The following is a 23,990-nucleotide window of genomic DNA, read 5'->3' as shown; positions in this document are numbered from 1 at the left end:
GGTACATGGCCGCGATCCGTGGCGACTTGTTGGAGACATCGATGGAGCGACCCGCCTGGGCTCCGCGAGGCATCGACATATCGATGCCGAGCGTGTCCCGCATTTATGACTACTATCTGGGCGGTTCGCACAATTTCGAGGTGGACAGGGAAGCCGCACGCAAGGCAATGGAGTTCATGCCGGGGCTCCCCAAGATCATGAAGGCAAACCGGGCGTTCATGCGCCGTGCGGTGGAATTCGCCCTGAACGAAGGCATCTCGCAGTTCCTCGACATCGGTTCCGGCATTCCCACCTTCGGCAATGTCCATGAAGTCGCCCAGGCCGCGAACCCCGACGCCCGGGTGCTCTACGTCGATCACGACCCGGTCGCCGTCGCCCACAGCCGGGCCGTTCTCGACGGAAACGCCAACGCCGCCATCGTGAGCGCCGATCTGCGCAAACCCGCTCAGATACTCTCCAGTCCCGAGGCGCTCGACCTGCTCGACCTCGACCGGCCCGTGGCGCTGCTGCTCGTCGCGGTGCTGCACTTCCTGGAGGACGAGGACGAGCCGTACCGGTCGGTGGCCGAGCTGCGCGACGCGCTCGCGCCCGGCAGTCTGCTCGTCCTCACGCACGCCTCGTACGACCGTCTGCCGCTCGCCCCCGAGGAGGCGGACGGCGCGGTCGGCGTCTACCGGAACATCCGCAATCCGCTGGTGATCCGGACACGCGCGGAGACCGCCCGTTTCTTCGACGGCTTCGAACTGGTCGAGCCCGGCCTGGTGTTCATGCCCCAGTGGCGGCCGGACTGCCCCGCCGCCCAGGAGGATCCGTATGCCTACTCGGGCATCGCCGGTGTGGGACGCAAAGCGTGATGGTGCCGTCGCAGCCGGCGGGCCCGGACGGTCTGGACGACAGACTGAGACGGTTCGCGACCATCTGGAGCCGGGCGATCTTCCCGGCCACGGCCACGTCGCTGACCCGCCCCGAGTTCGAGACACATCTGATCCCGCTGGCAAGGGAGTTGACGGACGCGCTGCACGCCCGCCCCTTCGACACCGCGCCCGCGGGACGCGTCGGCGCCGAACTGGTCACGGCGCACTGCACCGACCCCGAGGCCCTCGCCAGGACGCTGGGGGTCATCGACGACTATCTGGTCCTGTACTGCGGTACGGACGATCTGCCGGTCGAGGAGGGCCGGGCCCGCTGCGCCCGCCTCCAGCACTCCCTCGCCGCGGGCTTCGCCCAGGCCCTGCGTGAGCGCACCCTGACCGAGCAGGAGGCCATCGCGCGCTCCGCGCTCGCCGCCCGCGGCCATGCCGAGGAGGCGCTGCACGCCACCGAGACGCGGTTCCGCGCGGTGTTCGAGGGCGCGGCCGTCGGTATCGGCATCGCCGACCTCGACGGCAATGTGCTGGAGGTCAACGAGACCCTCACCGAGATGTTCGGCGGACTGGAACACCATGTCCGCAGCAGGAACGTGAGCGAGTGGGTCCACCCCGAGGACGTGCCGCACGTCTGGCGGATGTACGGCGAACTGGTGCGCGGGGAGCGTGAGCACTTCCGGGTCGAGAAGCCGTTCTTCCGCAACGACGGCACCGTGCTCTGGACCAATCTGACGGTCTCGCTGCTCCGGGACGCCGAGGGCGCCCCGCAGTACCAGCTCGCGCTGATGGAGGACACCACCGAGCGGCGGCTGCTCAATCTGCGGCTACGGTACGAGGCCACCCATGACGCCCTGACCGGACTCCCCAACCGGACCCTGTTCTTCGAGCGTCTCGACAAGACCCTCTCCGCCGCGGGGAGCGCGCGCTTCGGCCTCTGCTATCTCGATCTCGACGGCTTCAAGGCGATCAACGACAGCCTCGGCCACGCCTCGGGGGACCGGCTGCTCGTCGAGGTCGCGGACCGGCTCCAGAGCTGCGCCACCGCGCCCGGCGAGATGGTGGCCCGGCTCGGCGGCGACGAGTTCGTGGCGCTGACCACGGGACCGGACACCCAGCGCGGGGTGGCCGATCTCGCCTCGCGGATCCTCGGTGTACTGGCCACGCCGATCATGCTCGACGGCCGGGAGTTCACCGTACGCGGCAGCATCGGCATCGTGGAGGGACTCGCCGCCGAACACAGCCCCGCGGAGGTGCTGCGCAGCGCGGACATCACCATGTACCGGGCCAAGGCCGCGGGCGGCAACCGCTATGAGCTGGCCGACGCGGAGGCCGATGCCCGCGCCATCACCCGGCACGGGCTGACGACGGCGCTGCCCGCGGCCCTGGAGCGCGGCGAGTTCTTCATCGAGTACCAGCCGCTGGTCCATCTCGACGACGGTTCCGTGCACGGCGCGGAGGCGCTGGTGCGCTGGTCGCATCCGCAGCACGGCGTGCTCGGGCCCGACCGGTTCATCCCGCTCGCCGAGCACACCGGACTGATCGTGCCGCTCGGCCGCTGGGTGCTGGAACAGTCCGTACGGCAGGCCATGTTCTGGCAGCAGACACTGCCCGCGAGGACGCTCGGCGGACCGCTGCGCATCAATGTGAATCTCTCCCCGACGCAGCTCCACCACCCCGGGCTGGTCTCCGACACGGTGGAGGTGCTGGAGCGGGTCGGTCTCCCGCCCGGCTCACTCTGTCTGGAGGTCACCGAATCGGGACTGATCGGGGCCGACGAGGATCTGCTCAAGCCGCTGCGCCAGCTCGCCGAGATGGGCGTCGACATCGCGCTCGACGACTTCGGGACCGGCTACTCGAACCTGGCCAATCTGCGCCGGCTGCCGGTGAGCGTGCTCAAGCTGGACCGCTCGTTCACCCAGGGGATGCAGCAGCACCCCGCGGACCCGGTCGATCTGAAGATCGTCGAGGGGATCGTGTCGCTCGCCCACAGCCTGGAGCTGGCCGTCACGGTGGAGGGTGTGGAGACCGGGGCGCAGGCGGAGCATCTGCGCCGGCTCGGCTGCGACACCGCGCAGGGCTGGTACTACGCCCGCCCGGGGCCGCCGGAGCAGCTTCACGAGCTGTCGCTCGCGGACGCGGTCTGACCGTTCGCGACAGCCGCGGTCCCGGCTCTCGCCGGGACCGCGGACTGGGTGGCCAGCAGCACCCGCTGGAGCTCGCGGGCGGCGCGCGGCGGGGCGACATCGCTGCGGTGGGCGAGCGCGATCGTACGGCGCAGTCCCGGTCTGGCCAGGGCGGTGACCCGTAGATCGCGCGCCCGCCCGGCCACCATGCTCGGTACGACCGCCAGACCGAGACCGGCCCGTACGAAACCGAGGACGGCGTCCATCTCGCCGCCCTCCACGGTGAACGACGGTTCGAACCCGGCGGCCCGGCAGGCGGCCACCGTCAGCTCGCGCAGATCGTAGCCGTGCCGGAACATCACCAGCGGCTCGCCCTCCAGATCGGCGATCCTGAGCGGGCGGCGCGGGGGCGGGGCGGCGGCCGACGAGACCACCACCAGATCCTCGTGCAGCAGCTCGACCGTGGTCAGCGCGGGGGACGCGGCCGGCAGGGGCATCACCACCAGCGCCAGATCCAGCGCCCCCCGGGCCAGTTCCCGTACGAGATCGTGTGAACCGCTCTCCTCGATCAGCAGCTCGATGCCCGGGTGCAGATCGTGGAAGGCGCGCAGCACATCGGGGAGCAGCCCCGTGCACAGGCTCGGCGGCGCCCCGAGCCTGACCCGGCCGCGCCGGAGCTGCACCAGCTCCTGCACCTCGTGCCGGGCGGTCTCCGTGTCGGCGAGGATGCGCCGGGCGAGCGGCAGCAGCGCCTCGCCCGCGTCGGTGAGGGCCACATTGCCCCGGGCGCGGCTGAACAGCTCGGCGCCCAGCTCCTTCTCCAGCGCTCTGATCTGCTGGGAGAGGGAGGGCTGCGACACATGGACCCGTTCCGCGGCGCGGGTGAAGTGCCTGGTCTCGGCGACGGCCACGAAGTAGAGAAGCTGCTGGAACTGCATAAGAGCCAGGGTAGATCGCATCATAGGCGGGGGCTATGGACATCAGCCGGACCATGTCTTGGACCACTGGGCAGGAGGCGGCCTAGCGTTCTGTCCATGGCGCTGGCAACGCGGGGGACGGACCAACGGCCGTCCATGACCCGCACCCTCTGGGGATCGACGATCGGGAAGAAGACGGTCATGGCCGTGAGCGGCCTGATCATGCTCGGCTATCTGGTCGCGCATATGCTGGGCAATCTCAAGATCTTCTTCGGGGCACCGGAGTTCAACGGATACGCGCACTGGCTGCGGACCCTGGGCGAACCGGTACTGCACTACGAGTGGGCGCTCTGGATCTTCCGGGTGGTGCTGGTCGCCGCGGTGGTGCTGCACGCGGTCTGCGCGTACCAGCTCAGCCGCCGCGACCTCGCGGCCCGTCCGGTCGGCTACGCGCACAAGCGGGCGCGTGCCACCTACGCCACCCGCACGATGCGCTGGGGCGGGATCATCCTCGCCCTGTTCATCGTCTGGCACATCCTCGATCTGACGACCGGCACCGCGCACCCCGGGGGCTTCCAGCCGGGCCATCCGTACCAGAACGTGGTGGACACCTTCTCCACCTGGTACGGGAACGTCGTCTACATCGTCGCGGTGCTCGCGCTCGGCCTGCACGTCCTGCACGGCTTCTGGAGCGCGGCCCAGACCCTCGGCGTGGGCAGCGCCGCCCGTGAACGCGTCCTGAAGACCTCGGCCGGAGTGCTGGCGTTCGCGCTGACCGCGGGATTCGTCTCCATACCCGTCGCCGTGATGACCGGAGTGGTGAGCTGAGCATGGACAGGGATGAGCAGGGCATGGACAGGACCGCTCTCTACGCCGATTACACCGCGTACACCGTCGGCGAGCCGATCGCCGACACCAAGGCGCCGGACGGGCCCGTCGCCGAGCGCTGGAACCGGCGCCGCTTCGAGGCGAAGCTGGTGAACCCCGCCAACCGCCGCAAGCACACCGTGATCGTCGTCGGGACGGGCCTCGCGGGCGGCGCGGCGGGCGCCACCCTCGCCGAACAGGGCTACCACGTCGTGCAGTTCTGCTACCAGGACTCACCGCGCCGCGCCCACTCCATCGCCGCGCAGGGCGGGATCAACGCGGCGAAGAACTACCGCAACGACGGCGACTCCGTCCAGCGGCTCTTCTACGACACCGTCAAGGGCGGCGACTTCCGGGCCCGTGAGTCCAATGTCCACCGGCTCGCCGAGGTCTCGGTCGAGATCATCGACCAGTGCGTCGCCCAGGGCGTCCCCTTCGCCCGTGAGTACGGCGGGCTCCTCGACACCCGTTCCTTCGGCGGTGTCCAGGTCTCCCGTACGTTCTACGCGCGCGGCCAGACGGGCCAGCAACTGCTCCTCGGCGCCTACCAGGCGCTGTCCCGGCAGATAGCTGCGGGCGCCGTCGAGATGCATCCGCGCACCGAGATGCTCGATCTGATCGTCGTCGACGGACGGGCCCGCGGCATCGTCGCCCGCGATCTGATCAGCGGCAGGATCTCCACCCACTTCGCCGACGCGGTCGTCCTCGCCTCCGGCGGTTACGGCAATGTCTTCTATCTCTCCACCAACGCCAAGAACAGCAACGCCACCGCGATCTGGCGGGCCCACCGGCGCGGCGCGCTCTTCGCCAACCCCTGCTTCACCCAGATCCACCCCACCTGTATCCCGCGCTCCGGGGAGCACCAGTCCAAGCTGACGCTGATGAGCGAGTCGCTGCGCAACGACGGGCGTATCTGGGTGCCCCTCGCGGCCGGGGACCGGCGCCCGCCGGCCGAGATCCCCGAGGACGAGCGGGACTACTACCTGGAGCGGATCTACCCCTCCTTCGGCAATCTCGTGCCGCGTGACATCGCCTCGCGGGCCGCGAAGAACGTCTGTGACGAGGGGCGCGGTGTCGGCCCCGGCGCCCAGGGCGTCTATCTGGACTTCGCCGACGCCATCGCCCGGCTCGGCCGCAAGGCCGTCGAGGAGAAGTACGGCAATCTCTTCGAGATGTACGAGCGGATCACCGCCGAGGACCCCTACGAGGTGCCGATGCGGATCTATCCGGCGATCCACTACACGATGGGCGGACTCTGGGTCGACTACGACCTCCAGACCACCGTGCCCGGCCTGTTCGCGATCGGCGAGGCCAACTTCTCCGACCACGGCGCCAACCGGCTCGGCGCGTCCGCGCTGATGCAGGGCCTGGCCGACGGCTACTTCGTCCTGCCGTCCACCATCAACGACTATCTCGCCCGCAATCCGCACCACGACCGGATCGACGACTCCCACCCGGCGGTCGCCGAGGCCGTCGCGGAGACCGAGGACCGGCTGCGGCTGCTGCTCGCCGTCGACGGCGACCGTACCCCCGACTCGTTCCACAAGGAGATCGGTGAACTCCTCTGGGACCACTGCGGTATGGCGCGGAACGAGCAGGGCCTGCGCAAGGCGCTCGACCGGATCCCGCAGATCCGCGACGAGTTCTGGCGGCGGATCAAGGTGCCGGGCACCGGCGAACAGCTCAACCAGTCGCTGGAGAAGGCCAACCGCGTCGTCGACTATCTGGAACTGGCCGAGCTGATGTGTCTCGACGCGCTGCACCGCGCGGAGTCCTGCGGCGGTCACTTCCGTGAGGAGTCGCAGACCGAGGGCGGTGAGGCGGCGCGCCGCGACGAGGAGTTCGCGTATGTCGCGGCCTGGGAATTCCGGGGCTCCGGGGGCACTCCCACGGCGGAGCACAGCACCGGCTCCGGCATCGCGCCCGTCCTGCACAAGGAAGACCTCGTCTTCGAGTACGTCCACCCCACCCAGCGGAGCTACGCATGAGGCTCACCCTGCGCGTCTGGCGTCAGCCGGACGCCGACGCCCCCGGTGCCATGGTCACCTACGGCATCGACGGCATCTCCGAGGACATGTCCTTCCTGGAGATGCTCGACACCCTCAACGAGGAGCTGATACTCAAGGGCGACGAGCCGGTCGCCTTCGACCACGACTGCCGCGAGGGCATCTGCGGCGCGTGCGGTGTGGTCATCAACGGCGACGCCCACGGCCCCGAGCGCACCACCACCTGCCAGCTCCATATGCGGCACTTCGCGGACGGCGACACCATCGATGTCGAGCCCTGGCGGGCCGGGGCCTTCCCGGTGGTCAAGGACCTGGTGGTGGACCGCTCGGCGTTCGACCGGATCATCGGCGCGGGCGGTTACATCACCGCCCCGACCGGCGCCGCCCCCGAAGCCCACGCCACCCCGGTCCCCAAACCCGACGCCGACTTCGCCTTCGAGCACGCCGAGTGCATCGGCTGCGGCGCCTGTGTCGCGGCCTGCCCCAACGGCTCCGCGATGCTCTTCACCTCGGCCAAGGTCAACCATCTCAACGTCCTGCCCCAGGGCGCGCCCGAACGGGAGACCCGCGTCCTCGACATGGTCGCCACGATGGACGAGGAAGGCTTCGGCGGCTGCACCCTCACCGGTGAATGCGCCACGGCCTGCCCGAAGGGCATTCCGCTCCCGTCGATCGCCGCGATGAACAAGGAATGGCTGCGCGCCACGCGGAAGGTGGCGCGTTAGGCCCTGTTCGGACAGGACCTAGCGGGCGCTCGTGAGGACGTGCCCTACGTCGGGATGGCGCAGATAGTCGTGCGCGTAGTGCGGCCACAGGGGCGCGATGGTGATGTCGGGCCGCTGCTCCACCCCGGAGAAGAGCCGGGCCAGTTCACCCTTGGGAACGGCCACGAAGTCCCCGGTGTCGGCGATGTTCACCCATCGCCCGACCCCGGCGGGCCGCGAGCCCCGGCCTTCACTCAGGCCTGGGGCGAGCCGGTGGAAGACCGCGTTCGGCAGCGCCAGCGGGGACCCGAGGGTGAGCAGCAGCCTCACCTCCACCTCCGTGCCGATCTCGTGCAGGGCCTCGTAGGCGACGACACTGCCCAGCGAGTGTGCGACGACGATCTCGGGCCGATGGCGCAGCAGGGCCTCCCGCACCCGCTTCCGCACCTCCGTCCTGCCCGTGGCGAAGTAGCGGGTGACCTCGGGGAAGAAGAGCTTGACGGTCCGCTCGACGACGGCGGGCCGTTCGCCGGTGCGCTGGGCGATCTGTCCGCACACCCAGCGCAGCCAGCCGGTCGCCCGGCCCTGGACGCCGTCGAGCTCCACGCCCCAGGCCGTCGCCCAGTCGCCGACGAGTGCCAGCTCGTCCTCGGTCAGCTCGCCGCCCTGGCGCTCGTCGCGCAGGAGGTCGGCGTAGTAGGCGTGCTGGAGGTCGAGCCCGGCCCCGGCGGGCCCGAGGGCCTCCAGCCAGTCGGCCGTGAGCCGCGCGCCGCCCCGTCTGAAGGTGGTGTCGGCGGCCTTGTAGTTGCGTACGCCGTGAAAACCGAGGACGCGGGTCATACGGGTTCCTCATCAGGTCCGGAGCAGTCGTATACGGCCATGGCGCCGTCGAGGGAGACGAACAGACGGCCGGGGCCGGTGAAACAGAAGCCGTCGGGCTGTCCGGGAAGCGGAATCCGGCCGGTGAGCCGCAGCCCCCGGGTCTCCCAGACCTTGATCACCGAGGCGTTGCGGTTGAGCGCGCCGCGCCCCTGGGTGATCACCAGAGCGAGCAGTCCCCCGTCGGGGGAGAAGGCAGAGTCCTGCACCACTCCGCGCGATTCACCGATCGGTACGGTCTCGATCACCGGGGGAGTGAGCGCTCCGGTACGTACCACGAGGAGGTTCTTCTTCTCGCTGAGCATCACCAGGAGATCACTGCCGGGGGAGAATTCGAGTACCTGGGCCACTTTGTGCCGTCCCAGCGGTACACCGGGGAGTGCCTCTCCGCCGGCCGGGTCGTACAGAGCGAGCACCCGCTCGTCGTTGTCGGCGACGGCGAGCAGCCGGCCGTCGGGGGAGCAGGCCACAAGCTTCCTGTCGTACTGGGCCAGCGGTTCCGTCGCGGGGTCCTGCTCGAACCCTTTCCACAGGCGCAAGCCGCCGGAGATCTCGCCGCAGCTCACGAACTGGGGTGGTGAAGCCGGATGGAATGTGACGCTCCGGATATAGCTGCCGTGCCCGTGAAGACGGCGGACGATCTCCTTCGATGTCGCGTCGATCACGATCAGGGAGCTGGACATTCCGGACGCGCCGACGACGAGGCGCGTGCCGTCGGGGGAGAAGACCAGGGCTCCGAACACGGCGACATGGCCGGTCGGCACCGTGTGTACCAGTTCCTCCGTCGCACAGGACCACCACTCGATGTCGCCTGAGGAGTCGAGCGCGACGAGGAGCGATCCGTCCGGTGAGAAGGCCGCACCGCTGGTCCACTTGGCCGTCAGCCACTTCCTGTTCTGCCAGTCGTCCGTGCCCCAGAGCGCCAGTCCGTTCTGACCGGCCGATGCCATGAGCCGCCCGTCCGGGCTGAACAGCACATCCCGTACCTCCTTGCCCTGCTCCAGCCTGGCGATCTCGACGGGAGGCGCCTTGTCGACGTTCCAGACGGAGATCCGGCCGTCGTCGCTCCCGGCGGCGAGCAGCCGGCCGTCGGGGGAGAAGGTCACGCTGTTCACCCGTTTGCCGTGGACGGGCCACGCTTCTCCCACCAGGGTGCGCTCCGTCACGTCCCAGAGCCGGAGACACTGTCCGTCCTCGGCTGTGTTGAAGGCGAGCCGCTTGCCGTCGGGGGAGAAGGCGACGGCCGAGACCCAGTCCTGGGTGTTCCCGAAGCGGCGTGTGACGAGCCGCCAGGCCTTGGTGTCACGGATTTCCACACCCTGGTTCGTGGCCGCCGCGAGCAGTTCGCCATCGGGGGAGAACGCCACGTCGTGCACCGTCCCGCCCGTGCCCTCGATGAGCCGGGCGGTGGTGTCGACACGTCCTCCCCTGGCCCAGATCACCGGATGGCCGGTGCTGTGCCGGTACACGGAGGGAGAACGGCCGACCGCGGCGAACTCCACCTGCCGCTCCGACAGGTTCAGCCGGTGCGCGTCGTAGGCCAGCACGGCCGCGCGGTCGGCGGCGGCGGTGAAGTGCGTATGAGCCGCCCATGACATGGCGAGCAGCCGGCGGTACTCGGCCGCGCGCGCCGAGCCGGTCAGATCCAGCGCGCGAAGATCCTGCCGCGGGTCGAAGCGGACCAGGAAGTAGGGATCGGTGAGGAACGCCTCGGCGTGCCGGGGGGCTTCCGCCTCCATGACATGCTCCAGCGCGTGGCGCAGCACATAGGGCTCCGCCTCCGCCCACTGATCCTCGCCCTCGGCGGCGCCCGTGTACGGCGCGACGACCGCGTCCAGCACCTTCCCTTCGAGCGCCGTGCTCTCCGGCGCCCTCACGAGTTCCAGACCGGTGCGCGGATGTGCCCGGAGATAGTCCGTCAGCCCCTGGTGGAAGAGCCGGTAGAGCGCCACCTTGCTCGACGGGTCCCGGGCGGTCCGCAGGAAGGGCGAGGCCTCGCGGAGGGTTTTGGCGAAGTCGGCGTCCGTACCGGTGCCGGGGGCACCGTCCCGGAACGCCTCCACGCACCGGCGCAGGACCGTCAGCGGCATACCGTCGCCCTTGGACCGGGCCAGTGCGGCCAGCACCGGCCGCAGCAGCGGGAAGTCCTCGCCACGGGCGGTCAGTACGGCTTCGAGGATCGTCGGAAGATCCCCTGCCGCACGCGACGCGTGGGCTTCCGCGTCGGCCTTGTTCTGGGGCGGGGTCGCCAGGGTGACCAGGTAGTGCACGAACATCCCCGCCAGCAGGAAGGGTCCCCAGGAGGCGCCCGGGGGCCGCTGCCCGGTGATGCGTCGGGCCGCGATGGTGGCGATCGTCTCCACATACGCCGCCGCCGCTCCCGTGGCATAGGGCTCGCTCGCCCGCAGCAGCGCCACGATGTACTGGCGGATGTCCCGCTCGACGACGGTGTGCTCGGCCTGGTCCAGATCGAGCAGGACGGCGGGGGACGGGTCCTCCGCGGCGATCGGCAGTGCTTCCACCGCCTCACCGCGACTGCCGATCAGAACGCGGCAGGGCGGTGCGGGGTGCTCGTCGTCCCCGGACGGGGTGACCAGGGTCGCGATCAGCTCCATCACCGCGTCGGGCTGGGTGCTCTCGTCCACCGCGTCGATGACGATCAGCCGCCGCTTCCCCTCCTCGGCCAGGGCCGTACGGAGCTTGGCGCTCGTCCAGCGGGTGCCGCTCGGGCGGTTCCGCTCCTCCCGGTCGTCGTTCCCGGTGTCCTCTTCCTGCTCGTCGGACATGGGTGGAGCGAGGGCCGCCTGCGACACGATCATCTCGGTCACCTGACGCGCCGTCCGCTGCCGGGCATGCAGAGCGATGATGTCCGCCGACTCCGGAAGATCGCCGCCGGGCTTCTCCCATACCTGCCGGAAGCGCTGGCGCAGCTGAGGATGGGCCGCGCAGACGACCAGACCCAGCAGCCCCGACTTCCCCGAGCCGGCCGCTCCCGTGACGATCAGCAGTGGGCTGCTGTCGTCCGCCAGCCACTTCCGGAACGCCGCCAACGGCTCGGCCTGGCCGGAGAAGAAGCCGGACGTCCTGCCGACGGGGATCAGTCCGCGCCCCGAGGCACGGTCCAGGAAGTAGTCCGCGTCACCGATCTCCTCGCCGGCCGCGATCTGGGTGCCGAGATCCTGGCCGGTCACATACCAGAACGACCCCCGCTTCTCCTCGATCTGCTGCTGGGAGAGCCGCATCGTCTGCGGATTCGGCAGGAACGGCCACTCCCCGTCGCCCTGTTCCACACTGAACCCGGCCGAGACGCGCCAGTCGCTCTCGGCCCTGACCACCTGGAGCACCTCACGGACGAACTCCGCGAAGTCCAGTGAGTCCGCCTCCAGCGCGAAGTCCTTGTCCCAGAGCCGCAGCAGCCCCGTCGCGATCCATCCGCTGAAGCGGCCACGTTCCGTGGGAGAGCCGCTGACGGCCGCGCCCAGCGACCAGACACCGCGCTCCGTACCGAGATCCGTCAGTGACTGCCGCCCCGTCGCCGTGCCCGCGTCACAGGTGTCCACCAGGAACACGACCCGCTGGGCTTGGGCGCCGCGGTCGGCCTCGCGCTGCGCGGTCGCGATCCACCGGTCCAGGTCGACCTCGCGCCCGTCCCGGGGGATGAAGAGCAGCCGTCCGGCACGGTCCGTATGGCCGTGCCCGATGAGATGGACGACGACCACATCGGCGTCGGGTCTCCGGGGTGAGATGATCCAGGACCGCAGAAGGGCCTCGGTCTCTTCCTCGGTCGGGTCGACATGGTCCTCGACCTCCGCGCCGAAGCGCTCGAACGCCGCCTTGATGTCGTCGACGCGTGTGCGTACGAAGCCCAGATCGTCCCAGTCCACCCCGTCGTCGAAAGAGCCCACCCCGATCGACAGCACCTTGACCGTGGGCGTGTCCCGGACTCCCGCTTTCCTGTGCAATGAGGCCCCCGCGATGAGCAGTTGACGCGACGCCGGAAACACCGTCGGCGTAGTCCGACGACGTTACCCGATCGCGCGGGGCCTCACGTGCCGGTGCTCCCGAGCCCCAGCAGGGCCGCCAGTCGCTCGTACGAGTCCACAAGGGCCGCGGTGTCATAGGTGCTCGTGGTGACCAGGAACTCGTCGGCGGCGCTGCGCGTGATCAGTTTCTCCAGACCGGCCGCCACCTCGTCCGCCGTGCCGTGGAGCTGGCCGCGGGACGCGTCCTCGAAGAGGGTGCGCTCCCGGTCGGTCATGGCGGTGGCGAGGACGGTGTCCACGGGGACGAGCGGCGGGAAGACCCCACGGGTACGGGAGTACACCGAGGACCAGGCCTCCGGAAGGAGCAGCCGGCGGGCCTCCTCGGTGGTGGCCGCGACCGCGACCGTGCCGGAGAGCACCACATAGGGGCGTTCGCCCCAGAGGGACGGGCGGAAGTCGCGGCGGTACTCGTCGATCGCCCGCAGCATCGCGTCCTCGCCCCGTACCGCCGCGATGACCAGCGGCAGCCCGGCCCCGGCCGCGACCCGCGCGCCCTTCCCGGTGGCCAGGACGAACGCGGGCACCCGCAGTCCCTCGGCGGGGCGGGCATGGACCTGAGGGTGGGCGGTCTGGGTCCCGGTGAAGTAGCCGAGCAGTTCGGCGACCTGTCCGGGGAAGTCCTCGGCGTCCCGCTTGTCCCGGCCCAGCGCCGCGCGTATCCCGTCGGTGAATCCCACGGAACGGCCGAGCCCCATGTCGATCCGGCCGGGAAAGAGCGACTCCAGCACCCCGAACTGCTCGGCGACGACCAGCGGCTGATGATTGGGGAGCATCACACCGCCGGTGCCGACCCGGACCGTCGAGGTCGCGGCGGCGACGGCCGCCGCGAGCACGGTCGGCGCGGAACCGGCGACCCCCGGCACACTGTGATGCTCGGAGACCCAGAACCGGTGGTAGCCGAGTGCCTCGATCCGCCGTGCGAACCGCACGGTGTCGCGCAGTGCCGTCGGCCCGTCCTGGCCCTGCCGGGTACGGGAGCGGTCGAGTACGGAGAACGGAATGCCCGCTGCGGTGCTCACACAGCTTTCAACGCCCTGCCCGCGCCAGGATTCCCCGGGAACATAGGCTGACCTCCATGCCCCGCAGCAGCAGGCCACTGGCCGTCTTCGATCTGGACGGAACCCTCGCGGAGACCGGCCACCGCCAGCACTTCCTGGAGCGCGCGCCCCGCGACTGGACCGGGTTCTTCGCCGCGGCCGGGCAGGACACGCCCCTGCCCGAGGGCGTACGGCTGGCGCTGAAGGCGGCCGAGGAGTACGAGGTCATGTATCTGACCGGCCGGCCCGAGCGCTGCCGCGCGGACACCGTGGCCTGGCTGACCGAGCACGCTCTGCCCGAGGGCCGGATCTGGATGCGCCGTGACGACGACCGCAGGCCCGCCCGTACGACCAAGCTGGAGATCCTGCGCCGGCTGAGCGGGAACCGCGAGATCCGGATGCTGGTGGACGACGACGAACTGGTCTGCGCCGCGGCCGAACGCGCGGGTTTCCGGGTCGTACGCGCAGACTGGGCCAGTACGTCACAGGCGCTCACGGACGCCCAGGGGCGTGAGGGACGGACCTGACACGAGGGGACCTGACGCGAGGGCACCTGACACGAGGGACCTGACGCTCCGGCACCCGCTCACCCTCTCACCCGTCTTCGAGGCGGAACCCGACCTTCAGCCCGACCTGGAAGTGCTCGATGTCACCGTCGACGATATGGCCGCGGACCTCGGTCATCTCGAACCAGTCGAGACCGCGCAGGGTCTCGGCCGCACGGTTGACGCCATTGCGAATGGCGTCGTCGATTCCCTCGTGGGACGTGCCGACGATCTCGGTGACCCGGTAGGTGTGGTGGGTGTGGTGGGACATGGGCTGCTCTCCTCACTCGTACGCCGCGCCACGTGTCCGTACGTCGTGTCACGCGTCCGTTTACGCGTCCGTACGTCGCGCCATGCGTGCGCACGGTCGTGTCACGCGCCGCGGGTGCCGCGGGTGTCACTCCACCGTGCCCCACCACGCGGCGCTCCGCGAGGCGTCCGGCGCGGGCCGGTCCTCCGCCGCGGTGCCCAGGGCCAGCCGGGAGACGATCCGGTAGCGGTCGCCCCGATACAGCGAGCGCACATACTCCACGGGACGGCCCGACGCGTCCGAGGTGATCCGGTCGAACAGCAGCGCGGGTGAGAACACCGGTACCCCGAGCAGCTCCGCCTCGTCCTCGCTCAGTACCGTCGGCTCGATGGACTGCACGGCCTCGGACAGGGTGATCCGGCGCTCCTCGCGCAGATACGCGTAGAACCCCGACTCCATCCGCGCCGGTGTCAGCCCAGGGACCAGCTCGGCGGGCAGATGCAGATACTCCAGGGCGACGGCCCCGCCGTCCACGAACCGCAGCCGGGCCACATGGACGACCTCGGCGGCGGGGGAGAGCCCCAGTCTGCGCCCCACCCGGGCCCCCGCGCCGACCGTACGGAACTCCAGCACCCGGGCCGACCACACCCCCGGCGCCCGGGGCGCCACGGCGGAGCGGTCCTCGGCGACCAGCTCTTGAGTGATCTTCGCGGGTGCGACGAACATGCCGCGGCCGTGTTCGCGGACCAGCAGCCCGGTGGCGACGAGCTCGTCGACCGCCGTGCGCAGCGTGGGCCTCGACACGCCGAGTTCGGCGCAGAGCGTGCGCTCGGACGGGATCGCGTCACCCGGCCGGCGGGTGTCGACCAGCCCGAGCAGATGGTCCCGTACCCGCTCCCGCTTGAGCACCGGGTGAGGGGAACGGGTGTCGCGCACGGGCCCTCCCGGTGAGCCGTCGGATGAGCCGTCGGAAGCAGCGGTCAGTATGCATCACCGGTGGTGGACGAGGTGATGATGCCGTCGTGGGCGAAGTCCCCCGGGGGGATGCCCGGATGGTGGCCGTCGGGGCGCGGGTGGGGCGGCCGGGTGCCCAGGGCCAGCCGGGAGACGATCCGGTAGCGGTCGCCCCGGTAGAGGGAGTGGACGTACTCGACGGGACGGCCCGAGGTGTCGAGGGTGAGGCGTTCGATGAGCAGGGCGGGGGAGAGCACCGGGACCCGCAGCACCGCGGCCTCGGACTCGCTGACCACCGTCGGTTCGATGGACTGGGTGGCCTCGTGGACGTAGAGCTGGTGATGCTCCCGCAGATGGTCGTACAGCTCGCCCGACTCCAGCTCCTGCGGGGTGAGGGCGGGGGCGAGTTCGGCGGGGATGTGCAGATGCTCGATGGCGATGGGTGAACCGTCCACCAGCCGCAGCCGGGCGATGTAGATCAGCTCCGCGGCGGGGGAGACCCGCAGCTTGCGGCCGATCCGGGCGCCCGCCTGGAACGTGGTGCGCTCCAGGATGGTGCTCGACCAGGTGCCGGAGGCCCGGGGGACGACGAACGCCGTGTCCTCCGGGGTGAGTTCCTGGGTGATCTTCGCGGGTGCGACGAACATGCCGCGGCCGTGTTCGCGGACGAGCTGCCCGGTGGCGACGAGCTCGTCCACCGCGGTGCGCAGGGTCGGACGGGAGACGCCGAGTTCGGCGCAGAGGGTGCGCTCGGACGGGATCGCGTCGCCCGCGCTGCCCGCCTCGATCAGGCCGAGCAGATACTCCCGTACGCGTTCACGTTTGAGTACGGCACCTGACGAGCCGCTCCCCATGGGCATGACCTCTTCCGTCCCTCGTGCTTCCGTCCCGTGACCCCGACTGGTCAACCGGTCTGACGGGTCAACTGGTAAACACAATTGTAACCAGTGGATGGTGTGTTCACTCCGGACGGTGCCGGTGCGGTCTCTGGGCAGCGCCTTCCAGGCAGTAATTTCTGGGGGGTTGACGCCATCATTGGTCCATGCCACCTTCTGGGCACACACCTTACCAGTTGACCAATTGGTAAATCCCCTATCGAGGTGGCCCGTGAAGATCCGCTTCATCGCCGGCGCCGCGGCACTCGCGGCGACCCTGGCCGTCAGTGCGTGCGGCTCCTCCTCCGGCAGCGCCGACGGACCGGAGAAGCTCACTGTCTGGATCATGAAGGACAGCGTCACCGAGGACTTCCTCACCCGGTTCTCCGAGGACTTCGAGCGGCGGCACAAGGACATCGCCCTGGACATCCAGATCCAGGAGTGGGACGGCATCGGCGAGAAGGTCACCGCGGCCCTCGCCTCCACCGACGCCCCCGATGTCATCGAGGTCGGCAACACCCAGGTCGCCCAGTACGCGGCCAGCGGCGGGGTCAAGGATCTCACCGGCCGTACGGAGGACCTGTCCGGCGCCGACTGGCTGCCGGGGCTCGCGGAACCGGGAAAGATCGACGGCAAGCAGTACGGAATCCCCTGGTACGCGGCCAACCGGGTCGTCCTCTACCACAAGGACCACTTCGCCCAGGCCGGTATCACCTCGCCGCCCGCCACCCAGGACGACTGGCTCGCGGACACGGCCAAGCTCGACAAGGGCGGGGTCCAGGGCATCTATCTGCCGGGCCAGAACTGGTACACCCTGGCCGGCTTCATCTGGGACGGAGGCGGCGATCTCGCCGTCCGGTCCGGCGATGGCTGGAAGGGCGCGCTGGACACCCCCGAGGCGCTCGCCGGGATGGACTTCTACCGGCGCCTCCAGGCCCTCGGGAAGGGACCCAAGGACTCCGACGAGGCCAAGCCCCCGCAGGCGGAGGTCTTCGCCAAGGGCGATGTCGCCCAGATCATCTCCGTACCCGGCGGAGCGAAGATCATCGAGGAGACCAACCCCGCGCTGAAGGGAAAGATCGGCTTCTTCCCCGTGCCGGGCAGGACGGCGGGCGAGCCGGGCGCGGTCTTCACCGGCGGCTCCGATCTGATCGTCCCGGAGGCCTCCGCCCATCAGGACGCCGCCTACCAGGTGATCAAGGCGCTCGCGGGCGACACCTGGCAGACCGACATGGCGAAGACCATGAGCTATGTCCCCAACAGGACCTCGCTCGCGGGCGCCGTGAAGGGCAGCGAGGGCACCGCCGCGATGGCCGCGGGCGCCGCGCGGGGCCGCGCGACCCCCAACTCACCGCAGTGGGCGGCCGTCGAGGCCACCAACCCGATCAAGCAGTACATGACCGCGGTGCTCACCGGAGCCGATCCCGCGAAGGCCGCGAAGGAAGCGTCCGACAGCATCACCAAGACGCTCGGCTCATGAGCGCGGCAGCCGGGCCCCGCCGGGCACCCGGGTCCGGCCGGACAGATGGAGCGGGCCGGACAGCCGGAGCAGGCCGGATACCCAGGGCCCTGTGGCCGTATCTGCTGATCGCGCCCACCGTGCTCGGCACCGCGTATCTGCTCGCCTATCCGCTCGTGCGCAATCTGGTCATCTCCTTCCAGACCTATGGAATGGGCGAACTCATCCGCGGCGGGGCACCGTTCGCCGGCCTCGCCAACTACCGGGAGATCCTGGACGACACCGTGTTCTGGGAGGTCGTGCGGCGGACCTTCTGGTGGACCGCGGTCAATGTCGTCCTGATCATGGTGCTGGCCACGCTGGTCGCGCTGATGCTCCAGCACCTCGGCCGGCGGATGCGGCTGCTGGTGATGAGCGGACTGGTGCTCGCCTGGGCCAGCCCGGTCATCGCCACCACCACGGTCTTCCAGTGGCTGTTCTCGTCCCGGCTCGGAGTGGTCAACTGGCTGCTCGTCACGCTCGGATTCGAGTCGTACGAGAACTACTCCTGGTTCGCGGACGGCACCGCCACCTTCGTCATCCTGGTCCTGCTCGTCGTCTGGCAGTCCGTGCCGTTCGCCGCCATCACCCTGCACGCCGCGCTGCTCACCGTCCCCGCCGAGCTGTACGAGTCGGCGCGGATCGACGGCGCGGGCGCGGCCCGGATCTTCCGCTCCGTCACCCTGCCCGTGCTGCGGCCGCTCTTCGCGCTGGTGCTCTGTCTCGAAGTCATCTGGGTCTTCCGGTGCTTCGCCCAGATCTGGGCGATCAGCAAGGGCGGTCCCGGCGACGCGACCACCACGCTGCCCGTCTACGCGTACCGGATCGCCCAGTCCCTGCACCGCTACGACCTGGGAGCGGCGGCGTCCACCATCACCGTGCTGCTGCTCGTCGCGGTGCTGGTCGTTTACTTCCGTCAGATGTTCCGGCAGGAGGCCGAACTGTGAGCCCCGTGGCCGTGGCGGGCGGCGCCGCGCGCCACGCCCGGATACGCCGGATACCGCTGCACGCCGCCGCGCTGCTGGTCTTCGTCCTCTCCGTCTTCCCCGTCTACTGGATGGTGCTGACCGCCTTCAAGCCGACCCGGGACATCCAGTCCGAGACCCCGCTGTTCCTGCCGACGTCGGTCACCCTCGACCACTTCACCAAGGCCGTCCAGGCGGACGGGTTCTGGCTCTTCTGGCGCAACAGCCTCGCCGTCACGGCCGGGTGTGTGCTGCTCGCGCTGATCGTCGCCCTCGGCGCCGCGTTCGCCGTGGCCCGGCTGCGCTGGAAGGGCCGCCGGGGATTCATCCTCATGGTCTTCATCGCGCAAGTGGCGCCCTGGGAGGCGCTGCTGATCCCGATGTATGTCATCGCCCGTGACACCGGCATGCTCGACAAGCTGTCGATGCTCACCCTGATCTACTTCATGATCACGCTGCCCTTCACCATCGTGACCCTGCGCGGCTTCCTCACCGCCATCCCCGTCGAGCTGGAGGAGGCGGCCCAGGTCGACGGCTGCACCCGCGCGGTCGCCTTCCGCCGGATCACCCTGCCGCTGCTCGCCCCCGGACTGCTCGCCACCTCGCTCTTCGGGTTCATCACGGCCTGGAACGAGTTCGCCTTCGCCAACATGCTGATCATCAAGAACCAGGACGACCGCACCCTCCCCGTCTGGCTGTCCTCGTTCTCCAATGTCTTCGGCACCGACTGGGGCGCCACCATGGCCGCCTCCACTCTCTTCGCCCTGCCCGTTCTGGTGCTCTTCCTCGTCCTTCAGGGACGGGTCGCCTCCGGGATGACCAGCGGCGCCGTCAAGGGATAGGAGACCAACCCCCCATGACCGCGGTACACCGCGCCGGACTCCAGCTCATTCCACGGCCGTCCCAACTGGCCCCGCTTCCCGGGAGGTTCACACTCGACGAACACACCGCGGTACGCGCGGCCCCCGGCGGCGCCGAGGACGCCGCCGCCCTGCTCCGTACGCTGCTCGCCCCCGCCACCGGACTGCCGCTGCCGGGCGCCGACGACGGCAGGATCGTCTTCGTCCTCGATCCCGCCCTCGGCGGACTGGGCGGCGAGGGGTACGGACTGACCATCGGCACCGACGCCGTACTGCTGCGCGCCGGCGGCCGGGCGGGTCTGCTGCGCGGTGTCCAGACGATCCGTCAGCTGCTGCCGCCGGGGGCGCTGTCGCACGAGGTGGCGCGCGGTACGGAATGGGCGCTGCCGTGCGTACAGATCACGGACGTACCGCGGTTCGCCTGGCGCGGCGCCATGCTCGATGTGGCCCGGCGCTTCCGGCCGGTCTCCTTCCTGCGCCGGTTCACCGATCTGCTCGCCCTGCACAAGCTCAATGTGCTGCACCTCCATCTCACCGACGACCAGGGCTGGCGGATGCCCGTCGCCGCGTATCCGAGGCTCACCGAGGTGGGCGGGGAACCGCACGGCGGCGCCTACACCCGCCAGGAGCTGAGCGGTCTGGTCGCCTACGCCGCGGCCCGCGGTGTCACCGTCGTACCGGAGATCGAGATGCCCGGTCACGCGCGGGCGGCGCTCGCCGCGTACCCCGAACTCGGCAATGTGCCCTCGCGCAGACTCACCGTGTGGGACCGCTGGGGCGTGTGCGAGAACGTCCTCGGCGTCCATGACCAGGTGCTCGACTTCTGCCGCGCCGTACTGGACGAGGTCATGGAGACCTTTCCCTCGCCGCATGTGCATGTGGGCGGCGAGGAGTGCCCCACCACCGAGTGGGAGCGCTCGCCCGACGCGCGCCGGCGGGCCGCGGACGAGGGGCTCTCCGGCCCCGAGGCGCTGCACGGCTGGTTCATGGGACGCGTCGGCGGCTTCCTCGCCGAGAACGGCCGGCGGCCGCTGGGCTGGACCGAGTCCGGGAGCGATCTGCCCGTCGGGTTCACCGCCGTGCCGTGGCGGGCCGCCGAGCACGGACTCACCGCCGCCCGCCGGGGCCAGGACGTGATCATGGCGCCTTACCGCTCGACCTATCTCGACTACCCGCAGAGCGACGGTCCCGACGAGCCGCCCGGCCAGCCGGGCGGTGTGGTGTCCCTGCGCGATGTGTACGACCTGGAACCCGCGCCCGCCGCCTGGGAACCGGACGCCGCCGCCCGGGTCCTGGGCACCCAGGCACAGCTCTGGAGCGAGTACGTGCCCACCGCCGCGCACGCCGAGTATCTGGCGTTCCCCCGGCTTTGCGCGCTCGCCGAGACCTCCTGGTCCGCGCACCGGGACTGGCCGGGCTTCCAGCGGCGGCTGATCCACCACCGAACCCGGCTCGACGCGCTCCGTGTGCCGAGCCGTCTTCCGCACGACCCCTCGCACGGCCTTCCGCAGCACTCCCCGCTCGGCCCCCCACCAGGAGAGGAAACCGGTCGATGACCACACAGGAGAACGCCCCCGCGCCGACGAGTCCCACACCACCGACGGACACCACCGCGCCGACGGACACCACCGCGCCGACGGACACCACCGCGCCGACAGACACCGTGCGCCGCGCCCGCCGCGCGGGGATACGGACCGCCGTCGCCATGGGCCTGGCGGCCGGACTCGGCTGCGCCGCGCTCACCGCGCTGCCGGCCGCCGCCGCCGACCCGTCGCTGAAGGTCCAGTACCGTCAGAGCTCCACCGGCTCCGACCAGGCCGAGCCCTGGTTCAAGGTGGTCAACACCTCGGGCTCCGCCGTCTCCCTCGGCACGGTCAAGGTCCGCTACTACTTCAAGGCCGACGCGGGCGCCTCGTACACCTTCGCCTGTTCCTGGGCGGTGAAGGGGTGCGCCAATATCACCAGTACCTTCGGCACCCTCGCCCGTCCGACCTCCACCGCCGACCGCTATCTGGAGATCGGCTTCACCGCGGGCGCGGGCTCCCTCGCCCCCGGCGCCGACACCGGCGACATCCAGCTCCGCTTCTACCGCTCCAACTGGGCCTCGCTCAACCAGAGCGACGACTACTCCTTCGGCCCCTCGCAGACCGCCTACGGCGACTGGACGAAGACCACCGCCACGGTGGGCGGCGCACTCGTCTGGGGAACGGCCCCGGACGGCAACGACCCGGGCGGCCCGACGAACCCGCCCACCGATCCGCCCACCGACCCCCCGACCGATCCGCCCACCGGCGGTGCCGCGCTCTTCGACGACTTCAACTACACCTCGCACACCGATCCCGCGATCGACTCCCACGGCTGGAGCGTGCGCGCGAACTCCGGCGGACCCGGGGTACCGGGGGCGGCCTGGGCGCCCGAGAACGTCACCTTCGCCAAGGAGGGGACGAACTCGATCATGAATCTGGAGACGTCCACCGCCGGCACGAGCGGTACGACCGAGCAGACCGAGGTCCTCACCAAGGCGATGAAGTTCAGGAACGGCACCTACGCGGCCCGGGTGAGGTTCTCCGACACCCCGAAGTCGGGCCCGGACGGTGACCGTCTCGTACAGACGTTCTTCACCATCAACGACCTCAAGGCCCCGATGGCGGACGACTACGCCGAGTACGACTTCGAGTATCTGCCCAACGGCGGCTGGGGCGAGCCCGCCAACATCCTCTACACCACCTCGTGGGAGACCTACCGGCCCGATCCCTGGGAGGCCGTCAACCAGCACTCCGAATCCCGGATCAGCTACGCGGGCTGGCACGACCTCGTGGTCACCATCGACAACAACGCGATCACCTACTACGTCGACGGGCAGACCTTCGGCACGCACGACGCCCGCTATCTGCCCGAGCGGCCCATGTCGATCAACTTCAACCAGTGGCTGATCGATCTGGCGGGGCAGACGAGCACCACACCGCGGGCGTACGACCAGAAGGTCGACTACGTCCTGCATGTCAAGGACCAGGTGCTGACCCCGGCTCAGGTCGGCGCGAAGGTCAACGCCTACCGGGCGGCGGGCACCGTCTTCGAGGACACGGTGCCCGGCGGTCAGTGACCGGCCCCGGGTCATCGGAGGAACGGGTGCCGTTCAGGCGCCCGTTCCTCTCCGTGCCCTTGCGGGACTTGACCCTCCCCTTGGTCCATACCAAAATCCCACACACCCGTGCGAACGCTGTTCGCTCCCCCCACGCCGGGCTCCCTTTCGTGCCGTTAAGCCAGAAGGTTGACCTACGTGAAGAACCGCTGTCTTCCCTGTTCCGTGGCTCTTGTCTCCTGTGTCGTGCTCGGCGGCTGCGGAATGATGCCGGGCGGAGGCGGAGGCTCCACCACGGTGACCGTCTGGCTGATGAAGGACAGCGTCTCGGACGCCTTCCTCGACCGCTTCGTGACCGACTACGAGGACGAACACCCCTCCGTCGAACTGGACATCAAGATCCAGGAGTGGACCGGGATCGGTGAGAAGGTGCTGACCGCGCTGGACGCCGAGGACGCCCCGGATGTGATCGAGGTCGGCAACACCCAGGTCGCCCAGTACGCGGAGAGCGGGAATCTGCGTGATCTCACCCTGGAGTCCGTACGGGACCTGGGCAGCGCGGACTGGCTGCCGGGTCTCGCCGAGCCGGGCAGCATCAACGGCGCGCAGTTCGGTATCCCGTGGTACGCGGCCAACCGCGTCGTGATCTATAACAAGGAACTGTTCGCGCTCGCCGGGATCGACGAGGTGCCCAAGACCCGTGAGGCATGGCTCGCGGACACCGAGGAGCTCAACCGCGGTGGCAACCAGGGCATCTATCTCGCGGGCCAGGACTGGTACACACTCGCCGGGTTCATCTGGGACGAGGGCGGCGAACTGGCCGTCGAGGCGGGCGGTGAGTGGCAGGGCACGCTCGACTCGCCCGCCGCGCTCAGAGGCATGTCCTTCTACAAGGAACTCCAGTCGCTGGGCGAAGGGCCGAAGAACTCCGACGAGGCCAAGCCCCCGCAGGCGGACGTCTTCGCCAAGGGCGATGTCGCCCAGATCATCTCCACCCCCGGCTCGGCGCGGCTCATCCAGGAGCAGAACCCGGAGCTGGCGGGCAAGCTCGGCTTCTTCCCGATACCGGGCAAGACGTCCGAGAGACCGGGGCGCGTCTTCACCGGCGGCTCCGATCTGATCGTCCCGAAGAACTCCAGCCACCACTCGGCCGCCGTCGAGGTCGTCAAGGCGCTGGCGGGCCGGAAGTGGCAGACGGACCTCGCGAGAACCATGAGCTATGTGCCGAACAAGGTGACGCTCGCCGGTGTCATCGACGGTGACGAGGGTACGGCCGCGATGGCCGTGGGGGCCGCCAGGGGCCGGGCCACCCCCAACTCCCCGCAGTGGGCGAGTGTCGAGGCGGACAACCCGATCAAGCCCTATATGACGGCCGTCCTGGAGGGCCAGGACCCGGAGGAGTCCGCGAGGACGGCCTCCGAGCACATCACCGCCGCGCTGGTAACCGGCTGAACCCGACCTGACCCGACCCGCCCGGTCCGGCCCCGCACGGCCCCCGCCGGGGCATTCGCCGGTTTCT

Annotated in this window: 19 protein-coding genes; 12 read left to right on the top strand and 7 right to left on the bottom strand. The window is 70.0% G+C overall.

Annotation, left to right across the window (positions count from 1 at the left end; genetic code table 11):
- The first annotated feature begins 41 nt into the window (after positions 1-41).
- On the top strand, positions 42-854 hold the full coding sequence (locus OG214_RS03620; protein ID WP_405987418.1) for an SAM-dependent methyltransferase: 813 nt from the start codon (positions 42-44) through the stop codon (positions 852-854).
- Positions 851-3,010, top strand: a complete 2,160-nt coding sequence (locus tag OG214_RS03615; RefSeq protein ID WP_363086092.1) for an EAL domain-containing protein — start codon at positions 851-853, stop codon at positions 3,008-3,010. The genes OG214_RS03620 and OG214_RS03615 overlap by 4 nt, the downstream gene beginning before the upstream one ends.
- Here the strand turns inward: OG214_RS03615 and OG214_RS03610 are convergent.
- Entirely contained in the window at positions 2,980-3,927 is a 948-nt protein-coding gene (locus tag OG214_RS03610) for a LysR family transcriptional regulator (protein WP_405983746.1), read from the bottom strand. The two genes, OG214_RS03615 and OG214_RS03610, sit on opposite strands and share 31 nt — an antisense overlap.
- Before the next feature lie 96 nt (positions 3,928-4,023).
- Between OG214_RS03610 and OG214_RS03605 the strand changes: the two genes are divergently transcribed.
- The 3 genes from OG214_RS03605 to OG214_RS03595 are packed head-to-tail and all read left to right on the top strand — an operon-like array spanning position 4,024 to position 7,504.
- Positions 4,024-4,734 (top strand): succinate dehydrogenase, encoded by a 711-nt coding sequence (locus OG214_RS03605; protein WP_382857642.1) that lies wholly within the window; start codon positions 4,024-4,026, stop codon positions 4,732-4,734.
- A 2-nt stretch (positions 4,735-4,736) separates the two neighbouring features.
- On the top strand, positions 4,737-6,761 hold the full coding sequence (locus OG214_RS03600; RefSeq protein WP_405983745.1) for a fumarate reductase/succinate dehydrogenase flavoprotein subunit: 2,025 nt from the start codon (positions 4,737-4,739) through the stop codon (positions 6,759-6,761).
- Positions 6,758-7,504 (top strand): succinate dehydrogenase/fumarate reductase iron-sulfur subunit, encoded by a 747-nt coding sequence (locus OG214_RS03595; protein WP_405983744.1) that lies wholly within the window; start codon positions 6,758-6,760, stop codon positions 7,502-7,504. Before OG214_RS03600 ends, OG214_RS03595 begins: the two co-directional genes overlap by 4 nt.
- 18 nt (positions 7,505-7,522) lie before the next feature.
- On the opposite strand, the gene OG214_RS03590 is transcribed toward OG214_RS03595, so the two are convergent.
- The 3 genes from OG214_RS03590 to OG214_RS03580 form a co-directional block, all read right to left on the bottom strand.
- Positions 7,523-8,323 (bottom strand): serine peptidase, encoded by an 801-nt coding sequence (locus OG214_RS03590; RefSeq protein WP_405983743.1) that lies wholly within the window; start codon positions 8,321-8,323, stop codon positions 7,523-7,525.
- Positions 8,320-12,267 (bottom strand): caspase family protein, encoded by a 3,948-nt coding sequence (locus OG214_RS03585; RefSeq protein ID WP_405983742.1) that lies wholly within the window; start codon positions 12,265-12,267, stop codon positions 8,320-8,322. Before OG214_RS03585 ends, OG214_RS03590 begins: the two co-directional genes overlap by 4 nt.
- A gap of 140 nt (positions 12,268-12,407) precedes the next feature.
- Positions 12,408-13,424 carry an LLM class flavin-dependent oxidoreductase gene (locus tag OG214_RS03580; protein WP_405983741.1) on the bottom strand — a complete coding sequence of 339 codons (1,017 nt, stop codon included), beginning with the start codon at positions 13,422-13,424 and terminating at the stop codon, positions 12,408-12,410.
- Positions 13,425-13,480: 56 nt separating this feature from the next.
- On the opposite strand from OG214_RS03580, the gene OG214_RS03575 reads away from it, so the two are divergent.
- Complete coding sequence (locus OG214_RS03575; protein WP_405983740.1) at positions 13,481-13,969, top strand: hypothetical protein; 489 nt, start codon at positions 13,481-13,483, stop codon at positions 13,967-13,969.
- A 67-nt stretch (positions 13,970-14,036) separates the two neighbouring features.
- Here the strand turns inward: OG214_RS03575 and OG214_RS03570 are convergent, their stop codons facing one another.
- The 3 genes from OG214_RS03570 to OG214_RS03560 all read right to left on the bottom strand — a co-directional run bounded on the left by OG214_RS03570 (position 14,037) and on the right by OG214_RS03560 (position 16,045).
- Positions 14,037-14,258 (bottom strand): dodecin, encoded by a 222-nt coding sequence (locus OG214_RS03570; protein WP_363081803.1) that lies wholly within the window; start codon positions 14,256-14,258, stop codon positions 14,037-14,039.
- 126 nt (positions 14,259-14,384) lie between these two features.
- Positions 14,385-15,173 carry a GntR family transcriptional regulator gene (locus OG214_RS03565; protein WP_405983739.1) on the bottom strand — a complete coding sequence of 263 codons (789 nt, stop codon included), beginning with the start codon at positions 15,171-15,173 and terminating at the stop codon, positions 14,385-14,387.
- Positions 15,174-15,217: 44 nt separating this feature from the next.
- Positions 15,218-16,045: a GntR family transcriptional regulator gene (locus OG214_RS03560; protein WP_363081811.1), complete on the bottom strand. Its 828-nt coding sequence runs from the start codon at positions 16,043-16,045 to the stop codon at positions 15,218-15,220.
- Positions 16,046-16,298: 253 nt separating this feature from the next.
- Between OG214_RS03560 and OG214_RS03555 the strand changes: the two genes are divergently transcribed.
- The 6 genes from OG214_RS03555 (at position 16,299) to OG214_RS03530 (ending at position 23,923) form a co-directional block, all read left to right on the top strand.
- On the top strand, positions 16,299-17,546 hold the full coding sequence (locus OG214_RS03555) for an extracellular solute-binding protein (RefSeq protein WP_405983738.1): 1,248 nt from the start codon (positions 16,299-16,301) through the stop codon (positions 17,544-17,546).
- Positions 17,543-18,511: a carbohydrate ABC transporter permease gene (locus tag OG214_RS03550; RefSeq protein WP_405983737.1), complete on the top strand. Its 969-nt coding sequence runs from the start codon at positions 17,543-17,545 to the stop codon at positions 18,509-18,511. Before OG214_RS03555 ends, OG214_RS03550 begins: the two co-directional genes overlap by 4 nt.
- A 110-nt stretch (positions 18,512-18,621) precedes the next feature.
- On the top strand, positions 18,622-19,371 hold the full coding sequence (locus OG214_RS03545) for a carbohydrate ABC transporter permease (RefSeq protein ID WP_093595634.1): 750 nt from the start codon (positions 18,622-18,624) through the stop codon (positions 19,369-19,371).
- 14 nt (positions 19,372-19,385) lie between these two features.
- Positions 19,386-20,945 carry a beta-N-acetylhexosaminidase gene (locus OG214_RS03540; protein ID WP_405983736.1) on the top strand — a complete coding sequence of 520 codons (1,560 nt, stop codon included), beginning with the start codon at positions 19,386-19,388 and terminating at the stop codon, positions 20,943-20,945.
- Positions 20,946-21,094: 149 nt separating this feature from the next.
- Positions 21,095-22,492, top strand: coding sequence for a cellulose binding domain-containing protein (locus tag OG214_RS03535; RefSeq protein ID WP_405987417.1), 1,398 nt, complete (start codon positions 21,095-21,097; stop codon positions 22,490-22,492).
- Positions 22,493-22,669: 177 nt separating this feature from the next.
- Entirely contained in the window at positions 22,670-23,923 is a 1,254-nt protein-coding gene (locus tag OG214_RS03530; protein WP_405987416.1) for an extracellular solute-binding protein, read from the top strand.
- The last annotated feature ends 67 nt before the right edge of the window (positions 23,924-23,990 follow it).

It is taken from the genome of Streptomyces sp. NBC_00872 (genome assembly GCF_045161915.1).
In the GTDB taxonomy this organism is placed as follows: Bacteria; Actinomycetota; Actinomycetes; order Streptomycetales; family Streptomycetaceae; genus Streptomyces.
Note: the sequence above shows the minus strand (reverse complement) of the source record. Positions and strands in the feature narration are given on the sequence as shown.